This is a genomic window from Paenibacillus sp. YPG26, assembly GCF_023704175.1.
GTDB lineage: Bacteria > Bacillota > Bacilli > Paenibacillales > Paenibacillaceae > Fontibacillus.
The window spans coordinates 2238201-2249864 of record NZ_CP084530.1 but is presented as its reverse complement, the minus strand read 5'-3'; the positions used below and the strand labels follow the sequence as shown (position 1 = coordinate 2249864).

The following is an 11664-nucleotide window of genomic DNA, read 5'->3' as shown; positions in this document are numbered from 1 at the left end:
ATGGCTGGAGATGTGAAGAGAGACATTATTGAGAAATATATTGAGGCTTACAACACGTTCGATATCGAGGGTATGGTTGGGCTGTTAGATAAGGAAATCCTGTTCAGAAATATCTCTAACGGAGAAGTTGACACGGAGATCCAAGGCATCGAGGAATTTCGGGAACTGGCGGGCAAGTCGGCAGCTATGTTCTCGAATCGGTGTCAGACCATTACTGGTTATGCGGCTGAGGACGATCAAGCAGAAGTTCAGATTGATTATGAAGGTACACTTGCGGTTGATTTACCGAATGGGCTGAAGGCGGGCGACAAGATTCATTTGCAAGGCAAGTCCGTATTTCAGATCAAGGAAGGTAAATTAACACTTATTGAGGATCACAGCTGAGCTTGTTGATTGGCACATGATCATTATAGAGAAATGCGGGTTCGTGAAAAGATAGCCGAGTCCCATCATAACAGTGTTAGACGCCAAAAAGACCGCTGCTGCGGTCTTTTTTTGTGATGTATGTTGGTACACCCATGCTCTGTTATTAGTTGTCTTCAGACTCCACATAGTTTCTCAGCATGGCCATTTTATTATCCCAGAATCGCTCGTAAAAGCTTAACCACCGCTTCAATTCTGTAAGCGGTTCTGGATCAAGGCGGTACCGGGTCTCCCGGCCGACCTTCCTTTCTATGACAAGCCCGGCATCCGCGAGAATTCTCAGATGCTTGGATACAGCCGTTCGGCTGATTGGGTAGTGTCCGCTTATGGCGGTAACCGGCATCTCCTGCCCGGCAAGCATCTGGAGCAGACTGCGGCGGGTGGGGTCCGCAATAGCCTGAAAGATATCATGCTTGGCGGGACCTCCATCCATGCTAGGCCTGGACATATTTGCCGAGCCGCTGTCCAATCTCCGCCCAGCCATGATTCATGTTGTTGTAAGGCACTTGATCGGCAGCATCCCAGCCGGCGTGGATCAGCGTGAACTCAGTCTGGTTGTCCAGTTCTTTCAATTCGAAGGTAATGGTCCAGTTCTTGGCCCAACTGAACGACAGCTTGGCAGGTGGATCGAGCTCGGTGACTTTGCAGAGATTCTTGCCATATGGGCCTGCGTCGAGATAGAACTCATGTCCAAGCTCTGCCTTGAAATCGTTGGGCATGAACCAGGCGGACATGCCTTCAGAAGTGGCGACTGCATTCCACACTTTGTGGATCGGTGCCTGGAAAGTAAAGGTGTGCCGGATATCCGGCAGTGAATTGGAACTGGAATTGCTCATGTGAATTTAGCCTCCAATAAATTTAATGTCAATCTCGCTGCTGCTGTGATTAAAGATTCACAATTATATGAAACCAAAAGGTTTCCATTTGTGATTATATGACACCCATAGGTTGCATGTCAATGCATGAAACCCGCTCAAGTCGATCATGTTAAGATGAGGAGGTGATCGATTTGACGGGAAGAAATAACAAGCCGAAGAACACAGGGCCAGCAGCCAGCCCCAGCCGGCTGGATCAATTCGGGCAGGAGCTCGCGGAAGATATGGTAACCAAAGTCGTTAAGGGCAATGCATCAAGACAGGAAGAGAAATAGGGAAGATGAGGTCGAAGCGGCAGGTCTCCGGGCTATGGAGACTTGCTTTTTTTGTGTTCGCAGACGTTTTTGTAGACATCGAACCATTTAAGAAAATTTTAATAAATGGTTCACTGGCAATTTATTTTTTCCTTTTAACATAGCAATTGTAGTTAATCACAGAACACAGGAGGATATATATGAAAAAGAAATGGTTAGTGTTGGGAAGTACAGTTGGTCTTAGTGCGGCGTTAATGGTGACAACAGGTCTTAGCGCCATGGCAGGCACATCCGGTTATGAAGCTTACAAGTCTGCTCTGAAGAACACAAAGACGGTTCAGAGTGTTACCTTGCAAGCTGCGGCCTCTATTCAGGATAACGGCAAGGTTCTGGGCACGGCGAATGCACAGTTCAAACTGAATTTGAAGAACGGGACATCAAGCGGGAATACGGACTTCTCGGCTGGAGGAGAGCATCAGAAGGTTAGTATTTACAGCCAGAATAATCAGACTGTACTGAAGCCGGATCACAGCGATACTTATTATGTGAAGAAGCATACCGATGAAGCCGGGTTCAAGAGAACGGATCACTCGGGAGCCACTGACCCCGAAACTTCACGCCAGGTAGAGACCGTGATTGATGCGCTGGTCGGCAATCTGAAGGATTACGTGATCATGGACTCGGCGGCGGACGGTTCCAGACAGATCTCCCTGCAGCTTGATCAAGCGCAGCTTCCTGCCGTTGTCAATGCGATTGCCCCTCTGGCCATCAAAGAAGCTACGAAGCATAGAGATGAGCTACAGTCTGGAGACAGCAAGTCCCAGACCCGCCCGTTCCATAAGGATCTATTGAAGAGTGAGGTTCCTCAGCTTACTCAAGATATCAAGATTGACCATGTCTCTGTGAAGGCGAATGTCAATGCATCTAATTACATTGAGCATCAGGAAGCTGATCTCATAGTGTCAGGCAAAGACAGCAGCGGTGCAGTTCACAAGCTGACCCTTCATCTGCAGACAGACTTCACGGGCATTGGCAGTACAACACCGGACACCCTTGATCTGAAAGGGAAGAAGATAGAAACCTTGAAATCAGGCCACGGGAACGGACATTTAGCTGTAAAAGACACTAATAAATAATGATGATTGGCCGAGGGACAGACAGGTGCCTTCAACAACCTGTCTGTCCTTATTTTCTTAATTTGGGGGGATACACTTGAACACGATATTGAAGACTGTTAACCTGGGCAAGCGATATGGAAATGCCAGAGGCATTCAGCAGATAGACCTTGAGCTTCAAGCCGGGGACATATACGGATTGCTGGGTCCTAACGGGGCCGGCAAGACTACGTTCCTTAAGGCGGTCACCGGATTGATCCGTTATGACCAGGGGACTGTGTCCATGTTCGGAGAAGATGGCGGGGTCGGCAACGCCAAGACTCTGGAGCAGGTGGGATGTATGATTGAATCAGCGGATTTCTATGAATACCTGAGCGCGAAGCAGTATCTCGGGAGTGTTGCCCGGTTCCACCCACATGTAACAGCCCGCAGGATCGATGAGCTTCTGGAGTTCACTGGACTTGCCAATGTCTGCAATAACAAGATCAAGAGCTTCTCAACCGGAATGAAGCAGAAGCTAGCGCTCGCGGCGGCTGTCCTGCCGGAACCAAAGTTCGTGATCCTTGATGAGCCTACGAATGGCCTTGACATTGAAGGCGTTGTTATGTTCCGCAAGCTTATACAGATGATGTCTTATGAGAAGAAGACTACGTTCCTCATCTCAAGCCACATGATTCATGAACTTGAGCAGCTGTGCAACCGGGTGGGTGTTGTTGTTCAGGGGCGGCTGATCAAGGAAGGCTATGTTACAGACCTGCTAACAGAAAACCAGTCTCTTGAGGCGTTCTATATCGGGCAGCTTCAACAAGAGCCGAAGGGGGCGATCCAGCATGCATAAGTGGACAGCCGCATACATGAGCGAGCTTACGTTGTTGTTTTATCGCAGGAAGGTCATCGTGATTGCCATCTTCTCGGCAGTACTCCCAGTATTAATCGCCTTCGCCCTCAAAGGACTAGAGCCGCTGCTTGCCCTGCTTGCTGTGGGCCCATCATTTCCTATTGAGATGTTAAGCCTATACACTGGCCTGTGGATTCCTCTTGTCATACTGACGCTCACAGCAGATCTGTTCCCACAGGAAGTAGCTTCGAGAACCTTGAAGCTGGCGTTCCTGAGACCTGTTACAAGGCTTCATATATTCATGGCTAAGGCAGCCTCGCTGGCTACGGCAGTTGGAGGCATTCTGGTGATTTTGTTCATAACCACGTTCGTATGCAATCTAGTTGCAGGAACTGTGAACGGTTCCGGCGAAATCTTAAGTAACCTGACCGCTTACGCCGCCGCTTTTGCCGCGATGCTTGCGGTATCTGCAGTATTTGTGTTCATAGCCCAATTCTTCAAAAGTGTAAGCGGGTTCGTTATCTCAGCTCTTGTATTGTATGCGGCTTTCAAAATAGCACCCTTTCTGTTAAGCTCCTTCTCGGCGTTCTCACCCATGAACTATACAGACTGGCACATGTTATGGCTTAGCTCCTATGTGCGGCCAGGTACGCTGTTCACAGGCGCCTTGTTCCTGCTCGCCAGCAGTGTGTTGTTCTATTCACTGGGCTACTACAAATTTGATCGCACCCAGGTCTAATGATAAAGGAAGATGTGGATGTCCATCCGGTTAAAACTAATCTTGTCTTACGCAGCCATGCTGGTGGTCCCGTTGATTATGATGGTGATCACGGCCATATTGCTGACATTTGTATTCAAAGGTGATCTTCAGGCTCTGCATGAGAAATATGGTTTCTCACAGGATTATTATGAGGATCACAACCTTGAGCGCTTGGTCAGGGAGCTCGGAAGGACGGCGAAGATCAGCCCATCCACGTTGACTGATACTGAATATCTCGAAGAGATAGAAGATGAACTCGAGCTCAGCAATTCCAATCTGATTGTACGTAAGCAGGACCAGTTCGTATATGTGTCACCCGCATTGAATAACAATAATCTACTTTCCCTGCTGGCTAAATATGAAGACAAGAGCACTGGCAGAAAGAATGAGGCGCTTAAGCTGGGCACAGAGTCGCTTGAATTGACACAATACAATTTTATCTACGATGATCGTCATCCGGGGACCGTATTTATAATTACTAACGTGAATTCTGTAGTCCATTTTGTGCAAAAGTTCGCGTTCATTCTTTTCCTCAGCCTGATATTTATACTGATTCTCACGCACACGCTGCTTACTTATTTCGTATCCAGGAGCATTATCAGACCTCTGCGCAAATTAAAGGATGCCACCAAGCGAATCAAGTCTGGCGATCTGGACTTTGACCTTCAAATTACGAACAAGGATGAGATCGGGGAGCTAAGTCAGGCATTTGAACAAATGCGTGTACGGCTTAAGGAGTCCATTGAGACCCAGCATCAATATGAAGAGAACCGCAAAGAGCTGGTCTCGAATATTTCGCATGACCTGAGAACACCGCTTACAGCGATTCGTGGGTATATAGCGGGAATTGGAGACGGAATCGCGGATACACCGGATAAAGTTCAAAAATATATGAATATAATCTCGCTTAAGGCAGAAGAGATGGACCACTTGATCGATGAGTTGTTCCTGTACTCGAAGCTGGATCTTAATCGTCTTCCTTTTCATTTCGAGAAGATCAATCTGCACTCGTTCTTGATGGACTGGTCAGAAGAATTACGGTTCGAGCTTAATAAACAGGGGGTCCAGTTTGCTTGTGATCTGCAAGTCACAGAACAGACGGAGATCTCGATTGACCGTGATAAGATCCGGCGTGTATTCTCGAATATTATCAGCAACTGCTTGAAATATATGAACAAGTCCGAGAAGGAGATTCAGCTTAGAGCTTATGAGTCTAGAGGTTACCTGAACCTCTTGATCACAGATAATGGCCAGGGAATCGATGCCGAAGCGCTTCCTTACGTGTTTGAACGATTCTACAGAGAGGATGCTTCGCGGAACAGCGATACGGGAGGCAGCGGTCTTGGTCTGGCTATAGCTAGACAGATGATTGAAGGTCATTATGGAAGCATCCAGGCAGAAAGTGTGAAGGGCGTAGGAACCAGTATCAAAATCACACTCCCGCTAATTCGAAATGAAGAGGGGGATCAAGCATGAAGAGTGTTCTGATTGTAGAAGATGAACAGCTTATAGCGGAGCTCGAGCGAGATTATCTGGAAGTCAATGGATATCGGGTAGATATCGCGTCAGACGGGAAGAAGGGGCTCGAGCTTGGGCTTAGCGGACAGTATGATCTAATCCTGCTGGATCTGATGCTGCCAGGATTGAATGGATTCGAGGTCTGTAAGCAGATTCGCGCCAAGCTGAACGTGCCGATCCTCATGGTGACTGCCAAGAAAGAAGATATTGATGTGATAAAAGGACTTGGCTTTGGCGCAGATGATTATATTACTAAACCTTTCAAGCCGGGAGAGCTGGTCGCCCGGGTCAAGGCCCATCTGGCCAGATATGAGCGGTTAATTGGAAAAAAGGCTGTGCCGAACGAGATTCGTATCCGTGATCTCAGAATCGATGCAGATTCGCGGAGAATATTTCTGCAGGAGCATGAGGTGACACTGACGACCAAGGAGTTCGATCTGCTGCATTTTCTTGCCCAGAACCCGAACCGGGTCTTCAGCAAGAATCATCTGTTCGACAGTGTCTGGGGCTTCGATTCCTTGGGCGATGCCCAAACGGTGACTGTTCATATCCGCAAGCTGAGAGAGAAGCTTGAGACGGGATCAGCTAGAACGGAGTATATTGAGACCATCTGGGGGGCAGGCTACCGATTCCGGAACTGACTTATGATTCAGCACAAAAAAGAACGTGGATGACTAAGCATCCACGTCCTCATTATATCTGTAATCCTCTCCGATCAGAAGCTCCCTTGTTGGATTCAAGGGGAGATCAAGCCGGAGGATTGTCTGGATATTTGCTTGTACGTATTGGGAGTTACACCTACAATACGCTTGAACAGCTTGTTGAAGTAAGCAGGGTCCGCATATCCAACCTCTGCGCCAATGCTGTGAATCTTCATCCCCGGTTCCGTCCTCAGAAGATGCTTCGCCCGCTTAATGCGGACCTCAATCATATAATCAGTCAGGGTCATCCCTGTCTCTTGCTTGAATAGCTTGCTTAAATAGCTGGGTGTCAGGAACACCATTTGAGCTAGCTCATGGAGGTCTGCCTGCTGACTATAGTTGGCGGATATCCACTGCTTAACAGTCTCTACAGCGTTGGCCCCCATCCCCATCCGCTTCGTTCGTATCTCCGTGAACATAGAGAGGAACGCATTCATGAACTGGTGCTCAAGTTCGGTATAACTCATACATTCAAGGAGGTACTGCTCAAGCTCTGTATATGAACGGTAGATCAAGTCGAACTCCTGCAGTTCATTGGCTGAAGTCTCCCGGATCATTTGAGCATAATTGAGATAGGCTTCCGGAGGCGCATGCTCGGACCTCAAGGAGAGAAGTCCGTTCTTGATCCATTTCATCACGTTCTCAAGATTAAGAATCTGCAGCTCGTGAATCAGTTCAGCTCTGCTGCTGGCTAACCTTTCTAGCGTGCCGGATTGGGGAGCTTCCTGGTCCTGAATGTTGGCGATATATAAGTAGGAATCACTATACATTCCCCTGTCGCAAGCCTTCTTGGCTTCCTGGTAGGCCGGGTACAGACTCGACAGATCAGGGTAAGAACGGCTTATTCCCATGTGAAGAGTAGGTCTGGACGACACATAAGAGATGATAGAGCTGCAGAAGACTCTAAGCTCGTGATCCGTGAGTTCCTTGTCTGAATAACAAATGAGTACCTGCATACGCTCCTGAAGCTCCAATTGATCTACAACAATCGATTGATTATTCTGCTGGATTTGCAGGTCGCTGCTTCTGCTCAGCTTGATGGCAATAAGGGTGAAGAAAGGCCTCGGCATGACAAGCTCGGGCAGGAGCTGAGGGGATGAGGATCTACTGAGCAGGATAGATAACAGCATACCCCGGCGATGTCGGTCTTCTTTGAGCTGTGCCGAGATTTTCTCATCATTGAGCCGGTATAGAAGCTCGAACAGCTGGTCCTTGTTGATGGGCTTAAGCAAATATTCTACAGCAGAATATTTGATTGCTTCTCTTGCGTAATTGAAATCTGTGAAGCCGCTCATCAGAATGGTACGGACCCGGGGATGACTTTCTTTGAGCTCCCGGATTAATTCAAGACCGCCAATTTGGGGCATTCGAATGTCAGTGATAACGACATCAATTTCATTGGGATCCAGTTCATCAAGCACCTGCTGCCCATCCGAGCGGCTGGCGGTAATTTGGAATTCGATGTTTTCTTTTTGAATCATACGCGCAAGCCCTTCGCGAATTAAGACCTCATCATCTACAATCACAATACGCAGCAAAGTGATTCCCCCTAACCTATATCGTTCATCTGTGCTGTCTTGGACAATCCTTTAATTCGAAGCGTAACCACCGTGCCTGCTCCCGGAGAACTATCTACCTGCAGACCATACGTATATCCGTAATGGAGACAGATACGTTCATTCACATTGCGAAGGCCGATGCCGAATCTTTCTCCTGTATTCGGAGTCCGAAGACTCTGATTGAGAGCGAGAAGAGTCTCGGAATCCATCCCAACCCCGTTATCAGCTACCGAGAAGATGGCGGTATCGTCCACATTCCGGGCTGAAATTGTGAGAAGGCCAGGGCCTACCTTTTTCTCCAGGCCATGAAATACCGCATTCTCAACAATAGGCTGGAATACCAGCTTAAGTACGGGGAGGTCAAGGAAGATGTCAGGGACATCAATCACCAGATCAAATTTGCCCGGAAAACGAATCTGCAGCAGCTGAAAGTAATTCCGCACATGTTCAAGCTCCTCCGCGATCGTTACCGTCGCTTCGCTTCGAATAATACTATATCTCATTTGCAGACCAAGCAAGTAGGTTAGCTCCGCGACGCGGGGGTCATCGTTGCTCTCTGCAAGCATTCTGATGGACTCCAGTGTGTTATATATGAAATGAGGATTGATCTGGCTTTGAAGCGCCCGCATATCTGCTTTTTGCTTGCGCTTCTCGGTAAGAGAGACCTCTTCCAGCAGATCTTTTATCCGGGTGATCATTCGATTGAATTGACTGCCGAGCAGTCCAATCTCGTCATTATATTTAGGATTAAGGGACACCTCAAGGTTCCCCCGCTGAACTTGCTTCATCAAGCGTACCATCGATTTGAGAGGCTTAGTAAGCGCGTATGAGATTATTGTAGCCACGAATAAAGCGAAACCTATAATAATCAGAGTGGTAACAATTAATGCCGACCGGTTCTGTTCAAAGGATGACAGAATATGAGTCAGCGGAATGTTAACAATGGTAGTCCAGCCGGTCACTGGAGAGATGGTATATACCGTCAAATAGTTATGATCGCCAATCTCCGACTGGAAAGAGCCTTTAGATGACTTGATCTGCTTCATTAGGCTCCCTAACTGCTCTGAGGGAACAAAGCTACTGTTCTCACTGGCGTACAGGATGGATCCTTTATCATCAACAATAATTGAACTGCCACGTGTTACCTGGTTCACCGGCTCCAGTATATTCTTGAGCATCCGCGTATCCGTATCGAATGCGATCATTCCGATATCCTTAAGTGTGCTGGCGGACTTGACTGTGCGCAGAACTGTGAATACATCTTTGGAAGCGCTTGGATTAGTTCGGATCGTGTGCTTGCCTGTAAGTATAGTGGAAGATCCGTTATTCCGAATCAATTGGTTCCATTGTCCAATCTGTTCATGGGGATAGAGCTCTGTGATCGTCGTATCCTTGTCATAGAATACCGCTCCGTATTTATCGACGAGATAGACAGCAGTAATCTCTTCCTTGGTATGGCTAAGGTAACTGAGGAACATATAGATACTGACATTCTTGTCCCAATTCGTTCCTTTTTCCTCCAGATAATATTGAACATCCTTGTTATACAAGGGAAGAACGGTATACCGCTTAAGATCGGCAACATATCCGTCGATGGTATCAGAGACGTTGGTTGTCATCTGGGCGGCATTGTTCGTTGCATTTTGAAGTACGGATTCAAATGTGGATCGGGCAGACAGATAGCTGACATAAGTGATCGGCAGGGATATCAGAAAGATAAAAATGACGATCAGCTTTTTTTGCATGGAAAGGTTGGCCAGGAACAGCCATCCTCGGTGCAGGGCAGCACGTAACTTAGAGAACTTCACTTCGCAGCCTTCCTTTCCATCCCTATATGCCTGTTATTTCACCGCACCACTGGTAACGCCTTCAAAGATATACCGCTGCAGGAAGAAGTACAGAATTACAGTAGGCAGCAGAATGACCAGGATCGCGGCGCATATTAAATTCCAGTCGGCCGTATTGACACCCTGGAAACGCATGAGCACGGTAGTCACTACGCCAAGACTTTGTTTTGGCATGTATAGATAAGGAATGTACATGTCGTTGTAGATACTGATCGTCTTCAGAATGACCAGGGTAGCGGTCGCAGGCGTTAGCAAAGGGAAGATGATTGAACGGTAGATTTTAAACAGAGAGGCACCTTCTACCATAGCGCTTTCATCCAGATCCACAGGAATGTTCCGGATGAACTGCAGATACAGGATAATCTGTATGACATCGGCACCTATATATAGAATGATAGGCGCTCCAAGCGTATTGTACAACCCCATGCTCTTGATAATCCCGAATGTAGCAACTTGAGTTGTAATGCTTGGGATAATGGTTGCTACTAGATAGGCGCCAAAGATAACCGGCTTCAACTTGAAGCTGAATCGCCCGAGAACGTACGCGACCATCGTACCGAATAGTATATTCAGGGCCAACGCAACTACAATAATGATGAGAATGTTACTGAATCCGCTAAGTAAATGACCCCGTTTGAACACGATCATGAAGTTGTCGAAGTTGAAAAAGCTCTGAGGCATTGCCATCGAACTGCTGCCGTTAAATTCTTCCGTAGACTTGAAGGCATTCACGATCACCACATAAGGAGGGAATAAGACCACGAATACACCTATGAGCAGAGATACGTATTTGATGATATCTATTACACGGAATTTGGATTGTCTCATAGCTATTTGTTACCTCCTCTGCTAAGTACAAGCTGCTGGATCAAGAGGACAAAGACAACGAAGAACAGCAGGATAATACTCATGGCTGAAGCCAGGCCGTAGTTGTTAAAGGCAAAGGCCGTCTCAACCACCCGTTGTACATAAGTCTGACTGGCACCGGCAGGACCACCCTTGGTCAGTACGAATGGAAGATCGAACACTTCAAGTGCTCCGGTAACGGTAAGGAACAGGTTCAATTGAATAACTGGCTTCATATTAGGGAGTGTGATGCGCCATAAAGTCTGCATAGAGCCTGCGCCGTCAATTTTTGCCGCTTCAAATATATCCCTCGGAATGGCCTGCAGTGAAGCGATGTAGATCACCATATTATATCCCATAAAGCGCCATAACCCCGTGGAAGCGAGGGAGTAGTTCACCAGGCCTTCTGTACCGAGCCAGCTAGTATCCGCAAGACCGGACAGTCCAAGCGTACCCAGCAGAAGGTTGAGGGAGCCATTTGTTGTATCAAACACATAACCGAACATGAAGGCTACCGCAACACCATTCATGATATAAGGAAGGAACAAGAGGATGCGGAAGAAATTTCTTCCCCGAAGGCGGTTGCTCAGAATAACAGCGAAATAGATCGCGATAATGTTCTGCACGACACCCATGACGAAATAAGCAAAGTTATGCTGAAATACCTTGAAGATATCCGGATTGCTGAATACCTCCCGGTAGTTGGCCAAGCCTACCCATGGTTTCTCTGGACTGTATCCGTCCCAGTTCGTGAAGCTGTAGTAGACGAGCTTGATTGCTGGATAGTAAGTGAATAAGCCCAGCAGAAGCAGAGGGATGGTCAGGAACGACACGATAATGATGGTTTTTTGTTTGTTATAAGACATAGTTCCAAACATCGATCAGACCTTCTTTCTCGTTTCTTCAGGTTTTAAAGGAAAATGGATTA

The 11664-nt window shown here is 47.4% G+C and carries 13 protein-coding genes; 7 read left to right on the top strand and 6 right to left on the bottom strand.

Annotated elements, in window-relative coordinates:
- Positions 1-384 carry a nuclear transport factor 2 family protein gene (locus LDO05_RS10545; protein ID WP_251375362.1) on the top strand — a complete coding sequence of 128 codons (384 nt, stop codon included), beginning with the start codon at positions 1-3 and terminating at the stop codon, positions 382-384.
- Between the two features lie 145 nt (positions 385-529).
- Here the strand turns inward: LDO05_RS10545 and LDO05_RS10540 are convergent, their stop codons facing one another.
- Both LDO05_RS10540 and LDO05_RS10535 read right to left on the bottom strand, forming a co-directional pair.
- The gene (locus LDO05_RS10540; RefSeq protein ID WP_251375361.1) at positions 530-856 is read right to left on the bottom strand and encodes an ArsR/SmtB family transcription factor; all 327 of its coding nucleotides are present in this window, start codon (positions 854-856) and stop codon (positions 530-532) included.
- Between the two features lies 1 nt (position 857).
- Positions 858-1259, bottom strand: coding sequence for an SRPBCC family protein (locus LDO05_RS10535; RefSeq protein WP_251375360.1), 402 nt, complete (start codon positions 1257-1259; stop codon positions 858-860).
- 173 nt (positions 1260-1432) lie between these two features.
- Between LDO05_RS10535 and LDO05_RS10530 the strand changes: the two genes are divergently transcribed.
- The 6 genes from LDO05_RS10530 to LDO05_RS10505 all read left to right on the top strand — a co-directional run bounded on the left by LDO05_RS10530 (position 1433) and on the right by LDO05_RS10505 (position 6424).
- Entirely contained in the window at positions 1433-1573 is a 141-nt protein-coding gene (locus LDO05_RS10530; protein WP_251375359.1) for a hypothetical protein, read from the top strand.
- Positions 1574-1752: 179 nt separating this feature from the next.
- Positions 1753-2688 (top strand): hypothetical protein, encoded by a 936-nt coding sequence (locus LDO05_RS10525; protein ID WP_251375358.1) that lies wholly within the window; start codon positions 1753-1755, stop codon positions 2686-2688.
- A gap of 76 nt (positions 2689-2764) precedes the next feature.
- Complete coding sequence (locus LDO05_RS10520) at positions 2765-3505, top strand: ABC transporter ATP-binding protein (RefSeq protein WP_251375357.1); 741 nt, start codon at positions 2765-2767, stop codon at positions 3503-3505.
- Complete coding sequence (locus LDO05_RS10515; protein WP_251375356.1) at positions 3498-4244, top strand: ABC transporter permease; 747 nt, start codon at positions 3498-3500, stop codon at positions 4242-4244. The genes LDO05_RS10520 and LDO05_RS10515 overlap by 8 nt, the downstream gene beginning before the upstream one ends.
- Positions 4245-4262: 18 nt before the next feature.
- Positions 4263-5741 (top strand): sensor histidine kinase, encoded by a 1479-nt coding sequence (locus tag LDO05_RS10510; RefSeq protein WP_251375355.1) that lies wholly within the window; start codon positions 4263-4265, stop codon positions 5739-5741.
- Complete coding sequence (locus tag LDO05_RS10505; protein ID WP_251375354.1) at positions 5738-6424, top strand: response regulator transcription factor; 687 nt, start codon at positions 5738-5740, stop codon at positions 6422-6424. Before LDO05_RS10510 ends, LDO05_RS10505 begins: the two co-directional genes overlap by 4 nt.
- A gap of 95 nt (positions 6425-6519) precedes the next feature.
- Here LDO05_RS10505 and LDO05_RS10500 read toward each other — a convergent pair whose 3' ends face one another.
- The 4 genes from LDO05_RS10500 to LDO05_RS10485 are packed head-to-tail and all read right to left on the bottom strand — an operon-like array spanning position 6520 to position 11614.
- Positions 6520-8022, bottom strand: coding sequence for a response regulator (locus LDO05_RS10500; protein WP_251375353.1), 1503 nt, complete (start codon positions 8020-8022; stop codon positions 6520-6522).
- Between the two features lie 11 nt (positions 8023-8033).
- Positions 8034-9851, bottom strand: coding sequence for a cache domain-containing sensor histidine kinase (locus LDO05_RS10495; protein ID WP_251375352.1), 1818 nt, complete (start codon positions 9849-9851; stop codon positions 8034-8036).
- Positions 9852-9884: 33 nt separating this feature from the next.
- On the bottom strand, positions 9885-10718 hold the full coding sequence (locus LDO05_RS10490) for a carbohydrate ABC transporter permease (RefSeq protein ID WP_251375351.1): 834 nt from the start codon (positions 10716-10718) through the stop codon (positions 9885-9887).
- Between the two features lie 2 nt (positions 10719-10720).
- A complete protein-coding gene (locus tag LDO05_RS10485) occupies positions 10721-11614 on the bottom strand; it encodes a carbohydrate ABC transporter permease (protein WP_251375350.1) in 894 nt (297 codons plus the stop codon).
- Positions 11615-11664 lie beyond the last annotated feature (50 nt).

Excerpts from the sequence above, each read along its gene's own strand:
- LDO05_RS10545 (WP_251375362.1), top strand. The coding sequence starts at position 1 with ATGGCTGGAGATGTGAAGAGAGACATTATTGAGAAATATATTGAGGCT.
- LDO05_RS10540 (WP_251375361.1), bottom strand. The coding sequence starts at position 856 with ATGGATGGAGGTCCCGCCAAGCATGATATCTTTCAGGCTATTGCGGAC.
- LDO05_RS10535 (WP_251375360.1), bottom strand. The coding sequence starts at position 1,259 with ATGAGCAATTCCAGTTCCAATTCACTGCCGGATATCCGGCACACCTTT.
- LDO05_RS10525 (WP_251375358.1), top strand. The coding sequence starts at position 1,753 with ATGAAAAAGAAATGGTTAGTGTTGGGAAGTACAGTTGGTCTTAGTGCG.
- LDO05_RS10515 (WP_251375356.1), top strand. The coding sequence starts at position 3,498 with ATGCATAAGTGGACAGCCGCATACATGAGCGAGCTTACGTTGTTGTTT.
- LDO05_RS10510 (WP_251375355.1), top strand. The coding sequence starts at position 4,263 with ATGTCCATCCGGTTAAAACTAATCTTGTCTTACGCAGCCATGCTGGTG.
- LDO05_RS10505 (WP_251375354.1), top strand. The coding sequence starts at position 5,738 with ATGAAGAGTGTTCTGATTGTAGAAGATGAACAGCTTATAGCGGAGCTC.
- LDO05_RS10490 (WP_251375351.1), bottom strand. The coding sequence starts at position 10,718 with ATGAGACAATCCAAATTCCGTGTAATAGATATCATCAAATACGTATCT.
- LDO05_RS10485 (WP_251375350.1), bottom strand. The coding sequence starts at position 11,614 with ATGTTTGGAACTATGTCTTATAACAAACAAAAAACCATCATTATCGTG.